Genomic DNA, 17,485 nt, shown 5'->3' with positions numbered 1-17,485 from the left:
GTAATCAGCGTAGCCTGGCGGCAGCGGCTACGGTGCCTGCAACTTCCATATGAGTACTGCCATGAACCTTGCCCCCGAAGACCTCGCCCAGCTGCAAGTGGCGAAGAACCTGCTGGAAAACCCCGGCTTCGTCGCCAAGGTCACCAGCATCATCGGCATGCCCGTGGAGGCAGCGCTGCGCCACCTGCCCGACAGCGTCACCCGGCAGATCGCCACGGTTACCCGCACGGCGCTGGTCAAGGCGCTGGACGCCGCCGTGTTCACCCTCAAGGACGTGCCGGGCGAGAAATCCTCCAACCTGTGGCACAAGGCGGGCATCGCCGTCAGCGGCGGCGTGGGCGGCTTTTTCGGCTTCGCCGGCCTGAGCGTCGAGTTGCCGCTGTCGACCTCGATCATGCTGCGTTCAATCGCCGACATCGCCCGCAGCCATGGCGAACGCATCGACACCGAGGAAGCCAAACAAGCGTGCCTGGCGGTGTTTGCCCTGGGCGGCCGCTCGGCCAGCGACGACGAATCGGAAACCGGCTACTACACGGTGCGCGCGGCCCTGGCGAAGTCGTTGAGCGATGGCTCGATCATCAAGCTGATCAGCGCCATCGCCGAGCGCTTCAGCGTCAACGTCGGCGAAAAGGCCGCGGCCCAGGCCATCCCGGCGCTTGGCGCAGTGGGCGGTTCGCTCATCAACCTGGCGTTCATCGACCACTTCCAGGACATGGCCCGCGGGCACTTCATGGTGCGCCAGCTGGAGCGGCGCTACGGCCATGACGCGGTGCAGGACGCCTATCAGGCCTTGCCGCGCCAGGGCTGAGGCTCAACCGCGCAGCGTACTCGGGCTGACACCCAGGCGCAGCTTGAACGCCGTGGCCATGTGCGCCTGGGAGGCGAAGCCGCAGGCCAGGGCAATGTCGGCCAGCCGCGCGCGCCGGTCGCGCAGCAGCCCACGGGCGCGCGCCAGGCGGCGGTCGATCAGGTAACTGTGGGGGCTTTGGCCGGTGGCTTGCTTGAATGCACGCAGGAAATAGCCTTCCGACAGGCCCAACAACGTCGCCATGGCCTGCACGCTCAATGTCCCGTCGAGACCGGCGTCGATAAATTCGTCCAGCAGGCTCAGGCGCCTGGCGGTCATCGAACCGCCCGGGGTGGCAGGCAGTGCCTCGGCGCCTGCGCGCTGCGCGAGGGCCAGGGCCCAGGCCTCCCAGTCATCTGCCGGTGAGGCATTCAGCAGCGCGCGGCGCATGCACTGGGCCAGCGCGGTGGCCTGGCGGTCGCTGCGGTTGTTGAATGGCTGCCCGCCCGCCAGCGGCAGGCCATCGGTGCGCACGATGCGCAGGTACTCGCCACCGCGCGCCGAGGTGGAGTACACGTCGCAGCCTGCGGGTACGAATGCCAGGCCGTTGGGCGTGGCCACAAACGGCCGCACGCGGTCGCTGCCGATGGCGTGCACGCCGCGCTGGCTGTCAAAGGCAAAGCCGATGGCGGACTGGCTGGCAACATAGCGCGCGTCATAGGCGGCTGCCGGCAGCAGTTCGATCGCCCACGGCCCGGCTTCGGCACGGCGTACCGGTTCGGCGACAGGAGGCGAGGGTGGTGGCAGGGTCATGCTGCCCATCGTACGCAAACCACGGCAAAAAGGTCAGGTCAGTTTTTTGAAAGCCGGCCCTGGCTTGTGCAGCCTACAGTGCGGCAAACCCAAGGAGGACTCACCCATGCTCAAGCTGACCCGCCACGATATCGAAGCCGCCGCCCGCCAGGTCTACCCGGTGATGCCCGCCACCGCCCAGTACGCCTGGCCGCTGCTGGCCGAGCGGCTGGGTTGCGAGGTGTGGGTAAAGCACGAGAACCACACGCCCACCGGCGCCTTCAAGGTGCGCGGCGGCATCACCTTCATGCACTGGCTGAAGCAGGCGCATCCCGCCACCGCCGGCATCGTCACCGCCACCCGTGGCAACCATGGCCAGAGCCTGGCGCTGGCGGCCCGGGCCGCCGGGTTGCGGGCGCTGATCGTGGTGCCGTTCGGCAACTCGCTGGAGAAGAACAGCGCCATGCGTGCTTTCGGTGGCGAGGTGGTGGAATATGGCCGCGACTTCGACGAGGCCCGCGAAGAAGCGGCACGCCTGGCCCTGCGCGAAGGCTTGTTCCTGGTGCCGCCGTTTCACAGCGAACTGGTGAAGGGGGTGGCCACCTACGCACTGGAGCTGTTCGAGGCGGTGCCCAACCTGCACACCGTGTACGTGCCGGTGGGCTGCGGCTCGGGGATTTGCGCGGTCATCGCCGCCCGCGACGCATTGGGGCTGAACACCCGGGTGGTGGGCGTGGTGGCCACGGAAGCGGCGGCGGCTAAACGTTCCTTCGACACGGGCACCCTTCAGGAGACCGCTACCGCAAACACCTTCGCCGACGGCCTGGCGGTGCGCAAGCCGATTGCCGAGGCGTTCGCCATGTACTCGACGGGTGCCGAGCGCTTTGTCGCCGTCACGGAGCAGCAGGTCGCCGACGCCGTGAACGTGTATTACACCGACACCCACAACCTGGCGGAAGGCGCCGGCGCCGCCGCGCTGGCAGCACTGATGCAGGACCGCCAGGCGATGGAGGGCAAGCGCGTGGCAATCATCCTCTCCGGCGGCAACATAGACAGGTCAGTCTATATAAACCTCGTAGCAGTTGCCGAAGGCGGCGTCCCGCGCCACCCCTGACGCGGCCTGGCGGCCGCTGCTACATCCTGTGGGAGCTGGCTTGCCAGCGAGCTGTTGAGGCCCTAAAAACTCGCTGGCAAGCCAGCTCCCACAAAGACAGTTGCTGCTACGAGAACCGCGCAGCGGCAGGAAAACCCTGTTGCCGCGCGCCCCAGACCACGCCAAAGGTCACCAACAGCAATACCAACACCGCACTGGGAAACGCCCCGGCGCCATAACCGTCCAGCAACAGCCCGCCGACGATGCCGCCGCCGGCAATGGCCGCATTCCACGCCGTCACCAGCATGGCTTGCGCGACATCGGTGGCAGCACCAGCGGTTTTCGCCAGCGCGGTCTGGAACAGCGTCGCCGCGCCGCCGAAACCCAACCCCCAGATGGCCACCGCCGCGTACACCGCCAACGGCTGGGTGCCGGCCACGCCCAACAGCAAGGCCGCCCCTGCGAACAACGCGGTGCTGGCCAGGGTCAGCGGGCGCAGGTGGCGATCGACCAACACGCCCACGCCCCAGATACCCGCCACTGAAGCGATGCCAAACACCAGCAGCACACTGTCGGTGCGCGCCTGCAGCTGCGCCAACTGCAGGAATGGGGCTATGTAGGTGTAGAGAATGTTGTGGGCCAGCACGAAGGCCAGCACCACCACCAGCACCGGGCGCACGCCGGGCATCTTCAGCACTTCGCGCAGGGCGAAGCGTTTGCCCGCCGGCGTGCCGGCAAAATCCGGCACGCGCAAGCGTACCCAGCCCATCAGCACCAGCGTCAGCACGCTGATCAAGCCGAAACACAGGCGCCAGCCCAGCAGGTTGCCCAGCCAGGTTCCCAGCGGCACGCCCAGGGACAGCGCCACCGGCGCCCCGGCCATGGCCACCGCAATGGCCCGGCCTTGCTGGTGCTCGGGCACCAGCCGCGCCGCGTAGCCGGCCAGCAGCGCCCACAACAGCCCGGCCGACACCCCTGCAAGCAAGCGTGCCACCAGGCTCAGCGGGTAACTGGTGGAGACCGCCGTGACGGTGTTGGCCACGGCAAAACCGGCAATCGCAGCCAACAGCAAGGGGCGGCGGCGCAGCCCTTGGGTCGCCGCGGTCAGCGGGATAGCCGCCAGCAACGACCCCAGGGCGTACACGGTGATCATTTGCCCCGCCCAGGTGGTCGGGACGTGCATACCGGCGGCGATCTGCGGTAGCAGGCCGGCCGGCAGTGCCTCGGTGACGATAGTGATGAAACCGGCCATGGCCATGGCCAGCAGCGCTGTCAGCGGCAGTTTTTGGTTGGGAGTGGTGGGCATGGGGGCGTCCTTTTCAAAGAGAGGCCCACGATAGGAACTCCGAGACTGTGGAAAAAGTAGGGTAAGGTTCCGGTTTGCACGGACACAAACGTCCGCAATGGGAGCGCAATGGACAGCCTGAACAGTTTCGCGGTGTTTGTGCAGGTCGCCGAAACCCGCAGTTTCGTGGCGGCTGGCCGGCTGCTGGGGGTATCGGCCTCGGCGGTGGGCAAGACCGTGGTGCGCCTGGAGGAAAAGCTGGCGGTGCGGCTGTTCCACCGCAGCACCCGCAGCGTTACCCTGACGCCCGAAGGGGCGATGTTCCTGGAGCGCAGCCGCCGCATCCTTGCCGAAATCGAGGCCGCGCAGCTGGAACTGTCCCAGGCCGCCGCCGCGCCCCGGGGCCGCCTGCGGGTCAGCCTGCCCCTGGTCAGCCCGCTGATGCTGCCGGTGCTGGGCGACTTCATGGCGCAGTATCCGGCCATCGAACTGGACCTGGATTTCACCGACCGACTGGTCGACGTGATCGAGGACGGCTTCGATGCCGTGATCCGCACCGGCGAGCCGGCCGATTCGCGGCTGTCGGCGCGCAGGCTGGGGACGTTCCGCCTGCTGCTGGTGGCGTCCCCCGACTACCTGGCGCGGCACGGCACACCCCAGCGGCCGGCCGACCTGCAGCGGCACACCTGCCTGCATTACCGCTCCACCAGCAGTGGCAAGCTTGAAACCTGGGCACTGCGCGATGCCCAGGATGTGCAGTTGCCGGTGTCGATGATCTGCAACAACATCGAGACCCGCGTGTGTTTCGCCCTGCGCGGGCTGGGCATCGCCTACCTGCCGGAATTCGCCATCCGCGACGCCCTGGCCACCGGTAGCCTGCGCCCGATACTGGTTGACCATGTGCAGCAGACCAACGTGTTCCACGTGCTGTGGCCGGCCAGCAAACACCCGTCGCCCAAGGTGCGGGCACTGGTGGATTACCTCAGCGAGCATGTGGCATTGTCGGTGGATGAGCCACCAGCCACCCCGCCGCCGGTATAGGGAGTACTGCCAATGATTCGCCATGCCTTGGTTGCCGATGCGAACACACTTTGCAGCGCCGAACGCAACACAGCCCGCACTCCGGGGCTGCTGGTGTCACGCCCCCACGAACTGCACCCCGAAGCCTTTGCCCGCAAGATTGCCGCATTGACCGACGATGGCCTGTACCTGGTGGCCGAGCACCAGGGCCAAGTGGTCGGCCACGCACTGCTTGAGCCGCTGGGGCTGGATGCACTGGCCCACGTGATGAGCCTGACCATCGTCGTGCACCCCGGGCATACCGGCCAAGGGGTCGGCACTGCGCTCATGACCCAGCTGCTGGCATGGGCGGCTGCGCGCCCCGGGTTGCTCAAGGTCGAATTGCGTGTACGCGAAACCAACCACCGCGCCATCGGACTTTACCAACGCTTCGGTTTTGTCGAGGAAGGCCGACTCCACCAGCGCATTCGCCTGCCCGACGGGACCTTCATCGCCGACATCACCATGGCCTGGTTTGCGTCGCCCCGCTGAGTGCGCATGGCGTTCAGCCACCATCGACCGCTACCCTCAAGGGTGAAACACTCGGGGTTTGCAGGGGAAAAAGAGCACGCCGTGAATATCCAATGGAAAGGGCTGCGGCCGATTCAGGGCGAGGTGGTGATCGTCGAGGACGATGCCACGTTGCGCGAGTTGATGGTGGACATTGTCTGTGAGCTGGGTGCCGCCTGCATCGCCTTCGAGAACGCCGAGGACGCCCTGGTGCACATGCTCAGCCCGGCGGCGAACTGTGTGCTGGTAATCGCCGACCACGGTGTGCCCGGCAGCATCAAGGGCATGGAACTGGCGGCCATGGTGCAACAGAAATGGCCCGGCACCGGTTTCGTCTTGACCTCGGGCTACCTGCTGGACGTCTCCGGCCTGCCGCCACCACTGGTCTACCTGTTGAAGCCCTGGTCCATCGATGAGCTGGTGGTGGCCATCGCCCAGACCCTGCAGCCGGGCGTTGCCATTCACAAGGTGGGGTAACCGGTATTCGGTTACATATTTCTCGCAATACAAGCAGGCTGGAGCTTTCAGCCAATTGGCAGTAAATTGAATGCCAATTGGCAAGATCGCAGGAGGCTCCATGAGCGCCGCAGCCAGAAACACCTCAGGGCACAAGCCCGTACCCTCAAAACCCAAGCACGGCCCGGTTGCCGACGCCCGCGAGCACGCCGCCGTCTATACCTTGCCCGATACGGCTGAAGCCCCCATAGTGGATCACCTGCTCAAGGGCAGGGGCGACGATCGCATGGGCGTCTACCATGCGGTGCAGGCAGGGTTCCCCCTGGAGGATGTGCTGCGCATGGTCAACACCAGCGAGGCTTTCAGGCGCGGCGGGGTGCTGGCAAAAATCATCGGCGCCTCGGATCGTACCCTCGCCCGGCGCCTGCAGGAACCCGCCAAGGCCTTGTCCCCAGAGCAGAGCACCCGGGCGCTGTATTACGCCGAAATCATGGAGAAGGCCGCCGACGTCCTTGGCTCCCGCGAACTTGCCGAGCAATGGCTGGTGCAGCCTGCACGGGGGCTGGACGGGGAAGCGCCGCTGAACCTGATAGCCAATGCGGTGGGTTACGAACTGGTGAACGATTTTCTCACCCGCATGGACTATGGAGTGTATTGATGCCCAGGCACCCGCTGAGCAGCGAAATACACTTCTGGCGGCTGGATGCTGCCCGGCACGCTCCTGGTTGGCGCACCGGGCTGGGCGCCGAACGCGGCGGCGGGCGCTGGAACCCCAAAGGCCTGGCAACGGTATACGCAAGCCTTGATCCGGCCACGGCCATCCTGGAAGTCGCGGTGCACAAGGGTTTTGCGGCGCTGGACAGCAAGGCTCACATACTTACCCAGGTGAGGGTGCTGGATGCCGCGGCAGTGCATGTGCTGCAACCCCATGCCATGCCCAACCCCAACTGGCTGGTACCGGGCACGCCCAGCCGCAGCCAACAGCAGTTCGGTGCGCAGTTGCTGGAACAACACCCCTTCGTGGTGGTGCCTTCCAGTGTGTCGCGGCACAGCTGGAACCTGTTGATGAACCCTGCGCTGGCCGCTGGCCTGCACGAGGTCGTGTTGCAAGAGCCCTTCGCCCTGGACGGGCGACTGGACCCTGCCGAACGTTGAAGAGGCGCTGAATGAAAATCACCGCAGGCATCCCTGCCGATGAACTGGAACTGCCTTTCACGCCCCCCTTCGACTGGGCGCGGATGCTGCGTTTTTTTGCTGGCCGCTCCACCGGTGGCGTCGAGACCGTCGATGGCGACAGCTACATCCGCACCCTGCACTGGCAAGGCGCACCGGGGCTGCTGACGGTGCGCAAGGACCCCGCGCGGCCGTGCCTGATTGCCAGGGTGGAAGGCGAGGCCAGCCGCCACCTGGGCGCGATGGCGCCCCGGCTCGGGCATCTGTTCGACCTGCACACCGACCCGCAGCGCATACGCGCGGCCTTTGACCGCGACCCTTGGCTGCGCACCCTGATTGCCCAGGCGCCGGGCCTGCGTATTCCAGGGGCCTGGTCGGGTTTTGAACTGGTGGTGCGCACCATCGTCGGCCAGCAGGTCAGCGTCAAGGCGGCCACCACCATTGTCGGGCGCCTGGTGCAACGGGCCGGGGCGCCGGCCCAGGCGCCGTTCCATCCCGACACGGCGTGGCTGTTCCCCACGCCGGCGGCGCTGGCGGAGGCCAACCTGGACAAGATCGGCATGCCCGGCAAGCGCGTGGAAACCCTGCAGGCCTTTGCCCGCGCGGTGGCCGATGGGCTGCTGGATATCGACGCGCAGGCCCCGGACGTACCGGCGTTGCGCAAACGCCTGCTGGCGCTGAAGGGCATTGGCCCATGGACGGTGGAATACGTGGCGATGCGCGCCTGGCGCGACGCCGATGCCTGGCCGGGTACCGACCTGGTGCTGATGCAGGCCATCGCCCGGCGTGAGGCGCCGCTGGACACCGAAACCTGGCGACCGTGGCGGGCGTACGCGGCGATGCACCTGTGGAATGAGATTGCCGATAGCGCCGGCATGGCCAAGGGTGGGTAGCATCATTGGCCTGTGGGAGCTGGCTTGCCAGCGAGTTTCAGGGCCTCAAAAGCTCGCTGGCAAGCCAGCTCCCACAAGGTGGTGTCAACGGTTACAACCAGGCTTTTACTTGCGCGCACACCGCACTCGTGGATATGCCATAACGGTCATGCAACGTCGGCAACGCCCCCGCGTCCAGGAACGCATCGGGCAGGGCAATCTGCCGGAACGTCGGCGTAACGCCATTGCGCATCAGCAGCCCGGCCACGGCTTCGCCCAGCCCGCCGACAATGGAATGGTTCTCCGCCGTTACCACCAGCCGGCCGGGCTTGCGCGCCTCGGCCAGAATCGTCTGGGCGTCCAGCGGCTTGATGGTGGGCACGTGCAGCACCGCCACGTCGATGCCGTCGGCGCGTAGCTGTTCAGCCGCCTCCAGGGTGCGCATGGTCATCAGCCCGGTGCTGATCATCAACACGTCGTTACCGGTGCGCAGGGTCTTGGCCTTGCCAATCTCGAACTTATAGCCGTACTCGTCCAGCACCAGCGGTACGTTGCCGCGCAGCAGGCGCATGTACACCGGCCCCTGATGGGCGGCGATGGCGGGCACCGCCTGCTCTATTTCCAGGGCGTCGCAGGGGTCGATGACCATCAGGTTGGGCATGGCGCGGAAAATCGCCAGGTCGTCGGTGGCCTGGTGGCTGGGGCCGTAGCCGGTGGTCAGGCCGGGCAGGGCGCAGACGATCTTGACGTTGAGGTTCTCCTCGGCAATGGCCATGCAGATGAAGTCATAGGCCCTGCGCGCAGCAAACACCGCGTAGGTGGTGGCGAACGGCACGAAGCCTTCGCGGGCCATGCCGGCCGCGGCGCTCATCAGCAGCTGCTCGGCCATGCCCATCTGGTAGAAGCGCTGGGGGTGGGCCTTGGCGAAGACGTGCAGGTCGGTGTATTTGGACAGGTCGGCGGACAAGCCGACAATGTCGGGTCGCTGCTCGGCCAGCGCCGCCAGCGCGTGGCCAAACGGCGCCGGGCGTACCGGCTGGCCCTCGGCGGCGATGGAGGCGATCATGGCCGAGGTGGTCAGGCGCTTCTTGCCTGCTGGGGTCTGGTTGATGCTGTTCATTTGCTGCTCCCGTGCTCAAGGGTGTCCAGGGCCACTTGCCATTCGTGTTCATCGACGCGGATGAAATGGGTTTTCTCGCGGTTTTCCAGGAAACTCACGCCCTTGCCCATTTTCGTGTCACAGATGATTACCCGCGGCTGCGCGCCGCTGTGGCTACGGGCGGTATCAAAAGCCTTCACCAAGGCATCGAGGTCGTTGCCGTCGACGCGCTGCACGAACCAGCCAAATGCCTGCCAGCGGTCGACGATAGGCTCGAACGCAAGGATTTCACTGCTGTGGCCGTCGGCCTGCTGGTTGTTGACGTCGACGATGGCAATCAGGTTGTCGAGCTTGCGGTGCGAGGCCGACATGGCCGCTTCCCAGGTCGAACCCTCGTTCAACTCGCCGTCGGACAGCAGGTTGTAGACGAACGCGGCCGACTGCTTGCGCTTCAGGCCCAGGCAGGCGCCTACCGCAATGCCCAGGCCGTGGCCCAGCGAACCACCGGTGATTTCCATGCCGGGGGTATAGGCAGCCATGCCCGACATGGGCAGGCGGCTGTCGTCGCAGCCGTAGGTCTCTAGTTCGTCCAGGGGAATGACCTGCGCCTCGATCAGCGCGGCGTACAAGGCAATCGCGTAATGGCCGATGGACAGGTAGAAACGGTCGCGCTGCTCCCAGTGCGGGTCATGGGGCTGGTAGCGCAGGGCGTGAAAATAAGCCACGGCCAGCAGGTCGGCGGCGCCCAGGGCTTGGCCCACGTAGCCCTGGCCCTGCACCTGGCCCATGCGCAGGGCGTGCTGGCGAATGTTGAAGGCGCGCTGCGCCAGGGACACGTCAGGGGCGTGTGCGGAAGTAGCTGTCATGATGAAGACTCCGTGTATTCAACGATTGACCGAAGCGGCCGGAATGCGCAGTACCAGCCAGGCGCCCAGGCACAGCACGGCGGTGATCAGGTACATGCCGATGGCACTGGAACCGGTGGTGGTGGTTACCCAGCCGATCAGGTAGGGCGAGAAGAAGCCGGCCAGGTTGGCGAAGCTGTTGATGCCGGCGATTCCGGCCGCAGCCGACACCCCGCCCAGCAGCGTGGTGGGCAGCATCCAGAACAGCGAGGACGCGCTCAGCACCCCGGCGGCCGCCAGGCACAGGCTAAGCACCGACAACAGCAGGTGGCTGCCCAGCAGCGCCGCGAGCGCCAGGCCCACGGCGCCGGCGAGCATCGGCACTATCAGGTGCCAGCGCCGCTCGCCATGGCGGTCACCGCTGCGGCCCAGCAACAGCATGGCGGCGATGGCGCACAGGTAAGGCAGGCTGGTCATCAGGCCGATGTGCAGCGGGTCGGCGACGCCGGCATTGCGGATCAGCGTGGGCAGCCAGAACGTCAGGGCGTACTGGCCCATCACCACGCAGAAGTAGATAGCGGCCAGCAACCACAGGCGCTTGTCGCGCAGGAACTCGCCCACCGAGGCATGGCTGACCTTGCGGCGGTTGTCCTCGGCCAGCTCCTGGCGTATCAGCTCCTTTTCATCGTCGCGCAGCCAGGTGGCCTGTGCCACGCCATCCTTGAGGCAGGTCAGCACCAGCAAGCCGACCACCACCGTGGGGATGGCCTCGATGACGAACAGCCATTGCCAACCGGCCCAGCCATGCACACCGGCGAACTTGGCCATGATCAACCCCGACAGCGGCCCGCCGAGCATGCCCGACAACGGAATGGCGACGAACCACAGCACGGTCATGCGCGCCCGCCGGTACGAGGGGAACCAGTACGTCATGTACAGCAGCAACCCTGGTGCCAGGCCGGCCTCGGCGATGCCCAGCAGAAAGCGCAGGCCGTAGAACTGCCAGGCGGTCTCGACGAAGGCAAACAGCGCGGAAATGACGCCCCACGAAATCATGATGCGCGCGATCCAGCGGCGCGCACCCACGCGGTGCAGGATGAGGTTGCTGGGCACCTCGCAGAGGAAGTAGCCGATGAAGAACATGCCGGCGCCCAGGCCGTACACCGCCTCGCTCAGGGCCAGGTCGTTCATCATCTGCAGTTTGGCGAAGCCGACGTTGACCCGGTCAAGGTAGGCGCACAGGTAGCACAGCATCAGGAACGGCATCAGCCGCCACGCCGTCTTGCGATAGGCGTTGGAGCGCACGGACACCACCGCGTCGAGCGATAGAGTGGTCATGATGGTCTGTTCTCTTGTTGTTATAAGAACAACGCTGGCGCATAGGCCAGCGTAGGGGCTCAATGGATGAGCATGCCGCCGTTCACGTCCAGGGTAATGCCGGTGAGGTAGGAAGACAGGTCGCTGGCCAGGAACAGCGCGGCGTTGGCCACGTCCTGCGCCTCGCCCAGGCGGCCCAGGGGGATGCCGTCGAGGATGGCCTGGCGGCGTTCGTCCTGCAGCAGGCCGCCGGTGATGTCGGTGTGAATCAGCCCGGGGGCAATGGAGTTGACCCGCACCTTGTCGGGGCCCAGTTCGCGCGCCATGGCCCGCGCCAGGCCCAGCACGCCGGCCTTGGCGGCGCTGTAGTGCGGGCCGCCGAAAATGCCGCCGCCACGCTGGGCCGACACCGAGGACATGCAGACAATGCTGCCAGCACCCTGGTGGCGCATCTGCGGAATCACCGCCTGGGACATCAGCAAGGTGCCGCGCAGGCTGACGTCCAGCACCTTGTCGTAGTCGCTGCCGCGAATGTCCAGGGTCTTCAATGGCTGGGTGATGCCGGCGTTGTTGACCAGCACGTCGATGCGCCCGAACTGCTCCAGCACCTGGCCCACGGCCTGGTTCACCTGGGTTTCGTCGGCTACGTTGGCGGCCAGGCCCAGGTGGCCTTCGCCCAGGGAGGCAGCAGCATCGCGGGCTGCGGCGTGGTCGAGGTCGAGAACCACTACCCGCGCGCCGTGCCGGGCGAAGGTGGTGGCGGTGGCGCGGCCGATGCCACGGGCGGAGGCGGCGCCGGTGATGATGACAACCTTGTCTTGAAGCAGCATGTGCAGTCCCTCTGATTGTTTTTATGGGTCGATTGTCGCCAATCGATGACTCAGCTTGTGCTGCGCGTCCGCCCTGAGCAATGCGCTAAACATCATCGGTGGCTGAAAAAAATTCAGCACTCGCGCGCGCCGGTGCTTGAATAAAACCACCTATAACAACAACACACCGCAAGGATTTGCCCATGCCCCCCGCGCTGACACCGCTGCCACCGCTGAAAGCAATTCAGGCCTTCGAACAGACCGCGCGCTTCGGCAGCGTGGCCAGGGCCGCCGAAGTGCTGGACCTGACGCCCTCGGCGGTCAGCCACCAATTGGCCAACCTGGAAGCGCTGATTGGCCGCCAACTGTTCACCCGCGCCGCCCGCGGCGTGAACCTGACGCCGGTGGGCGAGCAGTACCTGAAAGAGGTGTCGGGCATTCTGCAGACCTTGGCGGTGGCCACCGAGCGCGCCGCCAGCGACGTCAGCATGGACTGCCTGCGGCTGCATTCATCGCCCAGCTTCGGGCTGCTGTGGCTGATGCCGCGCCTGGAGGCGTTTCGCTTGAGCCACCCGGATATCCAGATCAACCTGTCGTGCTCCTACGAGGCGCTGCATTTCAGCCGCGACAAGATCGACGTCGACATTCGCCACGGCCGGCCCGCCTGGCCCAGCTATGAGGTGCGCACGGTGCGTGATGAGACGGTGGCAGTGCTGGCGTCGCCGGCGCTGCTGGCCCGGCGCCCGGTGCGGCAGGCCGCCGACCTGCTGGACAGCGACCTGATTCTGTCGGCCTCGACCTTGCTGACCTGGCCCGAATGGTTCGCCCAGCACGGCCTGGCGTTGCCGGAAAAACCCTACGCGCTGAGCTTCGACCGCTCGTACATGACCCTGGAGGCCGCCAGCCTGGGCCTGGGTTTCGCACTGGAAAGTACGTTGCTGGCGCAGAAATACCTGGCCTCCGGCGCCCTGGTGCAAGTGGCGCCGCCGTCACTGGGCGCACCGGTGGCGGCCCACCACCTGGTGTTCCCGCGCGCGCATTCAAGCTTTCCGCGGGTGCGGCGGTTCCTGGCCTGGATGGAGCGGGAGCTGGGGCAGGGGTTCGCGTACTAAGCTACCGACGAAATACTGTTGATGCATCCAGTGGTTGCCGTTATTCTGCATGGAGAACATTTGTACTCCACCCCGTTGGTGCCCCATGCTCATGACAAACGAACTCGTAGACACCACTGGTTTCGAACCTTTTCCCTCGCACCTGGAATTGCTGGAACACCAATGCACGCTGCTGGCCAACGAGCTGGATGAAACCAACGCCGAGCTGCGCGCCTGCCGCCAGCGTATCGCCGCGCTGGTGACCATGCACGGCAGCGACAGCAACGAGATCGCCCGGCTCAAGGCCGAGCTGGCACGTGTGAAAGGGTAGGGCTCAGGCGGCTTGGGCGCGGGCCGCGCGTACTTTCAGGCGGATGCCTTCCAGGTACTGGGCTTCAAGGTCGTTGGCCAGGGGGCCGAGAATGGGGTTGTGTTCAAACCCTGCCAGCAAGGTGGCAATCAGGTGCGAGACGGTGGCGTTGGCGGCGTCGACGCTGGCCGGTTGCAGCGGGTCGAAGTCCAGGCTTTCCATTGCCACGTCCAGGCGCTTGAGCACCGGTTCCGCCTGTTGAATCTGCTGGCGAAGCGCATCTAGAGACGATTGCATGTTCACTCCCTGTGTCTGTGGTCAGCTGTCTTCAAACTGTCATATTGCAGTCATACGGGCCATGGTAAGCCCTGGATATTTCACTAATGTGACACAGGTCAATTGGCCTTCAACGCCTGCCAATACGCCGGGCTGTCGGAAATGCTGTTGTGGTCGCTGGCGGGAATGAACTGCAGCGTTGCGACGCCCTTGGCGAAATGTGCCAGCAAGCGTTCGCTGCTGGCGCGTGGCACCAGGGTGTCCTGGGCCGCGGCCACCAGGCGCGTAGGGGCGGTGACCTGCGGCGCGTAACGCCATGAGTCGAAGCGGTCCTTGAGCAGCCACTGCACCGGGAACAGCGCGAAGCGCTGGCTGGCCAGCTCCGCCAGGCTGTTGAATGGCGTCACCAATACCAGCCGTGCCACCGGCCGCTGGCTGGCCAGGTAAATCGCCACGCCGCTGCCCAGGCTGCGGCCTATCACAGTGACGCGCGGGTGGCGGGCGGCAACCAGGTCGTACAGCGCCAGGGCGTCGGCCTGCAGTGCACTTTCCGTGGCCGAGCCGTCGCTGCCGCCAAAGCCACGGTAATGCAGCAAGTACAGCGCCTGGTCGGGAAAGGCCAACGCCAGGTCCGGCAGGTTCAGCGACACGTCCTCGGCGTTGCCGCCCAGGTACAGCAGCGCCTGCGGCCCGTCATGGGGGCGCACTGACGCCTTCAGCCTTACGCCGTCCACGGTGAATGCCATGAGCGAGGTGGGGGTGTCGCCTTCATTGGCTTGCGGGTGATAGATCAGCGCGCGCTGGAACACCAGCAGCCCCACGCACAGCAGCAGGTAGACCAGCAATGCGGCGATGACGATGATCATCAGCAAGCGAAACCTTCGATGCAGCGCCATGAGTAAATGCCTCGACAGTGCGCAAACTGTAGCAGCGGCTACGGAGGCGGCCGCAATAATCTCTGCCAGGACAGTTGCTGCTACGAGGTTGTTGTGGGAGCTGGCTTGCCAGCGAGCTGTTGATGTTCCAAAAAACTCGCTGGCAAGCCAGCTCCCACACAGACAGTTGCTGCTACGGGTTCGCGGCGCGCTTGCCGATCCGGCTGATGCTCACGCACATCGCCAGCCCGGACGCTACCGCCGCTACCACGAGGGCCATGTGCATGGCGCGCGCCTCCAGCACGGCGGCATCGGCCAGCGCCTGGCTGGTGGCGGGGTGCCCCAGGTACGCCGCCAGCACCACGGCCACCAGCGCTGCGCCGAAACACTGGCCGAAGGTACGGGCGATGGCCAGCACGCCCGAGGCGTTGCCGCTGCGTTCGCGCGGGACGTTGGCGAGCATTTCGCGGTTGTTGGGGCTCTGGAAGAAACCGAAGCCCACGCCGCACAGGCATTCGCGCCACAGGATGCCGAAGGTGGTGGCGTCAGCCGGCAACAACGCCATCAGCAGCAACCCCAGCGTCAGCAGCCCCAGGCCAATGGTGGACAGCACCGCCGGCGAGTGCCGGTCTGCCAGGCGCCCAGCCTGGGGGGCAGCGAGAATGATGCCCAGCGGCCAGGCGGTGAACAGCAACGCGGCGCCCAGCACGTCATAGCCGTAGGCGTTCTGGAACAGGAACGGCAACGACAGAATGGCGATACCCTGGCTGACGAAGGCGGTCAGCGAGGTCAGGGCGGCCAGGGAAAAACGCACATGGCGGAAAATCTCCAGCGGCAGCAAGGGCACCGGCGCCCGGCGCTGGCGCCAGATGAACGCGGCAGCGGCAGCCACCATCAGCAGCGCATAACCACCAGCCTCGGCCGCGGCTGCAGCGCCGGTGGCCATGATCGCCGCGCCCATGGTGATGGCGGACAGCAGCGCGCCGGCGACGTCGAACGGCTCGCCACTGGGGGTGCGCTGCCCGGGTACGTAGCGCCAGCCCAGCAGCGCGGCGGCAATACCCAGCGGCAGGTTGATCGCAAACAGCCACGGCCAGCTGGCCAGCGCCAGCACCGCGCCGCCGAACGCCGGGCCCACGGCGGTGGCGGCCGCTACCAGCAAGGCATTCAAGCCCAGCGTGCGGCCCAGCAGCCGCGTGGGAAAGACCGTGCGGTAAATGGCCGGGCCGATGCTCAAGGTCGCGGCACCGCCCACGCCCTGGATCACCCGCATGGCCACCAGCACGTCCAGCGACGGCGCCAGCGCGCAACCCAGCGAAGCCAGGGTAAACAGGCTGACACCGCCGACGAACAACAGGCGGAAGCCAATGCGCGCGGCCAGGGAGGAAAAGATCATCAGGGTCATGGCGGCCGCCAGCAGGTAGCCGTTGGCGACCCACACGGTGGTGGCGGCGGGCACCTTGAAGGCGTTGGCCATGGAGGGCAGGGCAATGTTCACCACCGTGCCGTCGATCACGGCCATGGCGGTGGCGGTCATGATCGCCACCATCGCCAGGCGTCGTTGCGCGCCGGGCAGGCCGTCGTCGTTGGGTAAATCCTGGAACAGCGACATGCAGATCCCTTGCGGTAAGAGGAGGGCAAGGAGCATATGCCAGGTGGGCAACGCGCGGATAGCGTGGACGCAGCCTGCGGCAGCTGCTACGTGGTTGTGTAGCAGCGGCCGCAGGCCGCGTCACGGCTTACCGGTAACGCTCAAGCCAATGCGCGTAAGGCGCCGGCAGGGTCCACGAGGCCTTGTCCACGCCCAGTTCCTTGGCGGCGAAGTACGCCCAATGCGGGTCGGCCAGGTGGGCACGGCCTACCGACACCAGGTCCAGCTGGCCGGCGGTGACGGCGTCATGGGCCAATTGTGGCGTGCCGAAGCCCCACGCCGAGGTCACCGGCAGGTCCGCTTCGCGGCGCACGCGCTCGGCAATCGGGCCGAGGAACGCCGGGCCCCATGGAATGTTGGTTTCAGCGATGGTGAAGCCTACGCTCACGCTCAGCAGGTCCAGGCCACCGGCCTTGAAGCGGCGGGCCAGTTCGATGGACTCGGCCAGGGTCTGCTCGTCACGGCCGTCGTATTCAATCACGCCGAAACGGGCCGTCAGCGGCAGGTGCTCCGGCCACACTTCGCGCACCGCGGCCAGGGTTTCCAGCAAGAAGCGGCTGCGGTTGTCGAAGCTGCCACCGTAGGCGTCAGTACGCTGGTTGGAATGCTCGGAGAAGAAGCTCTGGCCCAGGTAGCCGTGGGCGAAGTGCAGCTCGATCCATTCAAAGCCGGCGTCACGGGCGCGGCGGGCGGCGTCGACGAAGTTCTGGCGCACCCGGGCGATGTCGTCCAGGGTCATGGCGCGTGGCACTTTCGGCAGGTGGTGGCCGAAGGCAATGGCAGAAGGGGCAATGGTGTCCCAACCGTTCGGCTCGCCAGCGGCAATGTGGTCGTCACCTTCCCACGGGCGGTTGGCGCTGGCCTTGCGGCCGGCGTGGGCGATCTGGATGCCGGGCACCGAACCTGCAGCCTTGATGGCCTGCACCACGGGCACGAACGCCTGGGCCTGCTCGTCGTTCCAGATGCCGGCGCAGCCCGGGGTGATGCGGCCTTCAGGGGCCACTGCGGTGGCTTCGACCACCACCAGGCCGGCGCCGCCACGGGCCAGGCCCGCCAGGTGTACGTGGTGCCAATCGTTGATCAGGCCGTCGGTGGCCATGTATTGGCACATGGGCGGAATGGCGATGCGGTTGCGCAGCGTCACATCCTTGAGGGTGAAGGGTTGGAACAGGGCAGACATGGGTA

General features: G+C 66.3%; 20 protein-coding genes. 10 read left to right on the top strand and 10 right to left on the bottom strand.

Going from position 1 to position 17,485, the window contains the following annotated elements; genetic code table 11:
- The first annotated feature begins 61 nt into the window (after positions 1-61).
- Positions 62-808 (top strand): EcsC family protein, encoded by a 747-nt coding sequence (locus AC0SZ7_RS04430; protein ID WP_475503213.1) that lies wholly within the window; start codon positions 62-64, stop codon positions 806-808.
- A gap of 3 nt (positions 809-811) precedes the next feature.
- Here the strand turns inward: AC0SZ7_RS04430 and AC0SZ7_RS04425 are convergent, their stop codons facing one another.
- Positions 812-1,600: a helix-turn-helix transcriptional regulator gene (locus tag AC0SZ7_RS04425; protein WP_475503212.1), complete on the bottom strand. Its 789-nt coding sequence runs from the start codon at positions 1,598-1,600 to the stop codon at positions 812-814.
- 106 nt (positions 1,601-1,706) lie between these two features.
- Here AC0SZ7_RS04425 and AC0SZ7_RS04420 point away from each other — a divergent pair, with 106 nt between their 5' ends.
- On the top strand, positions 1,707-2,693 hold the full coding sequence (locus AC0SZ7_RS04420) for a threonine dehydratase (protein WP_475503211.1): 987 nt from the start codon (positions 1,707-1,709) through the stop codon (positions 2,691-2,693).
- A 106-nt stretch (positions 2,694-2,799) separates the two neighbouring features.
- Here AC0SZ7_RS04420 and AC0SZ7_RS04415 read toward each other — a convergent pair whose 3' ends face one another.
- Positions 2,800-3,978, bottom strand: coding sequence for an MFS transporter (locus AC0SZ7_RS04415; protein WP_475503210.1), 1,179 nt, complete (start codon positions 3,976-3,978; stop codon positions 2,800-2,802).
- 108 nt (positions 3,979-4,086) lie between these two features.
- Between AC0SZ7_RS04415 and AC0SZ7_RS04410 the strand changes: the two genes are divergently transcribed.
- The 6 genes from AC0SZ7_RS04410 (at position 4,087) to AC0SZ7_RS04385 (ending at position 8,048) form a co-directional block, all read left to right on the top strand.
- Positions 4,087-4,998, top strand: a complete 912-nt coding sequence (locus tag AC0SZ7_RS04410) for a LysR family transcriptional regulator (RefSeq protein ID WP_475503209.1) — start codon at positions 4,087-4,089, stop codon at positions 4,996-4,998.
- A gap of 12 nt (positions 4,999-5,010) precedes the next feature.
- The gene (locus tag AC0SZ7_RS04405) at positions 5,011-5,508 is read left to right on the top strand and encodes an N-acetyltransferase family protein (protein ID WP_475503208.1); all 498 of its coding nucleotides are present in this window, start codon (positions 5,011-5,013) and stop codon (positions 5,506-5,508) included.
- Between the two features lie 81 nt (positions 5,509-5,589).
- Positions 5,590-6,003: a response regulator gene (locus tag AC0SZ7_RS04400; protein WP_475503207.1), complete on the top strand. Its 414-nt coding sequence runs from the start codon at positions 5,590-5,592 to the stop codon at positions 6,001-6,003.
- Between the two features lie 100 nt (positions 6,004-6,103).
- Positions 6,104-6,640, top strand: coding sequence for an antitoxin Xre/MbcA/ParS toxin-binding domain-containing protein (locus tag AC0SZ7_RS04395; RefSeq protein WP_475503206.1), 537 nt, complete (start codon positions 6,104-6,106; stop codon positions 6,638-6,640).
- A complete protein-coding gene (locus AC0SZ7_RS04390; protein ID WP_475503205.1) occupies positions 6,640-7,137 on the top strand; it encodes an RES family NAD+ phosphorylase in 498 nt (165 codons plus the stop codon). Before AC0SZ7_RS04395 ends, AC0SZ7_RS04390 begins: the two co-directional genes overlap by 1 nt.
- A gap of 11 nt (positions 7,138-7,148) precedes the next feature.
- Positions 7,149-8,048: a DNA-3-methyladenine glycosylase family protein gene (locus AC0SZ7_RS04385; protein WP_475503204.1), complete on the top strand. Its 900-nt coding sequence runs from the start codon at positions 7,149-7,151 to the stop codon at positions 8,046-8,048.
- Positions 8,049-8,139: 91 nt separating this feature from the next.
- On the opposite strand, the gene AC0SZ7_RS04380 is transcribed toward AC0SZ7_RS04385, so the two are convergent.
- From AC0SZ7_RS04380 to AC0SZ7_RS04365, 4 genes are read right to left on the bottom strand one after another with little or no spacing between them, the layout of a single operon-like run.
- Complete coding sequence (locus AC0SZ7_RS04380; protein WP_475503203.1) at positions 8,140-9,147, bottom strand: transketolase family protein; 1,008 nt, start codon at positions 9,145-9,147, stop codon at positions 8,140-8,142.
- A complete protein-coding gene (locus tag AC0SZ7_RS04375; protein WP_475503202.1) occupies positions 9,144-9,992 on the bottom strand; it encodes a transketolase in 849 nt (282 codons plus the stop codon). Before AC0SZ7_RS04375 ends, AC0SZ7_RS04380 begins: the two co-directional genes overlap by 4 nt.
- 18 nt (positions 9,993-10,010) lie before the next feature.
- On the bottom strand, positions 10,011-11,309 hold the full coding sequence (locus AC0SZ7_RS04370) for an MFS transporter (protein WP_475503201.1): 1,299 nt from the start codon (positions 11,307-11,309) through the stop codon (positions 10,011-10,013).
- 59 nt (positions 11,310-11,368) lie between these two features.
- On the bottom strand, positions 11,369-12,118 hold the full coding sequence (locus AC0SZ7_RS04365; protein WP_475503200.1) for an SDR family NAD(P)-dependent oxidoreductase: 750 nt from the start codon (positions 12,116-12,118) through the stop codon (positions 11,369-11,371).
- A gap of 182 nt (positions 12,119-12,300) precedes the next feature.
- On the opposite strand from AC0SZ7_RS04365, the gene AC0SZ7_RS04360 reads away from it, so the two are divergent.
- On the top strand, positions 12,301-13,209 hold the full coding sequence (locus tag AC0SZ7_RS04360; protein ID WP_475503199.1) for a LysR substrate-binding domain-containing protein: 909 nt from the start codon (positions 12,301-12,303) through the stop codon (positions 13,207-13,209).
- A gap of 91 nt (positions 13,210-13,300) precedes the next feature.
- The gene (locus AC0SZ7_RS04355) at positions 13,301-13,519 is read left to right on the top strand and encodes a hypothetical protein (RefSeq protein WP_475503198.1); all 219 of its coding nucleotides are present in this window, start codon (positions 13,301-13,303) and stop codon (positions 13,517-13,519) included.
- 3 nt (positions 13,520-13,522) lie between these two features.
- On the opposite strand, the gene AC0SZ7_RS04350 is transcribed toward AC0SZ7_RS04355, so the two are convergent.
- From AC0SZ7_RS04350 to AC0SZ7_RS04335, 4 genes are all read right to left on the bottom strand, one after another.
- Positions 13,523-13,795: a hypothetical protein gene (locus tag AC0SZ7_RS04350; RefSeq protein WP_475503197.1), complete on the bottom strand. Its 273-nt coding sequence runs from the start codon at positions 13,793-13,795 to the stop codon at positions 13,523-13,525.
- Between the two features lie 98 nt (positions 13,796-13,893).
- Positions 13,894-14,670, bottom strand: a complete 777-nt coding sequence (locus AC0SZ7_RS04345; RefSeq protein WP_475503196.1) for an alpha/beta hydrolase — start codon at positions 14,668-14,670, stop codon at positions 13,894-13,896.
- A gap of 172 nt (positions 14,671-14,842) precedes the next feature.
- Positions 14,843-16,261: an MFS transporter gene (locus AC0SZ7_RS04340; protein ID WP_475503195.1), complete on the bottom strand. Its 1,419-nt coding sequence runs from the start codon at positions 16,259-16,261 to the stop codon at positions 14,843-14,845.
- 127 nt (positions 16,262-16,388) lie between these two features.
- Positions 16,389-17,480, bottom strand: a complete 1,092-nt coding sequence (locus AC0SZ7_RS04335; protein WP_475503194.1) for an NADH:flavin oxidoreductase/NADH oxidase — start codon at positions 17,478-17,480, stop codon at positions 16,389-16,391.
- Positions 17,481-17,485: the final 5 nt, after the last annotated feature.

This window comes from Pseudomonas sp. JC1203 (assembly GCF_056175065.1).
Note: the sequence above shows the minus strand (reverse complement) of the source record. Positions and strands in the feature narration are given on the sequence as shown.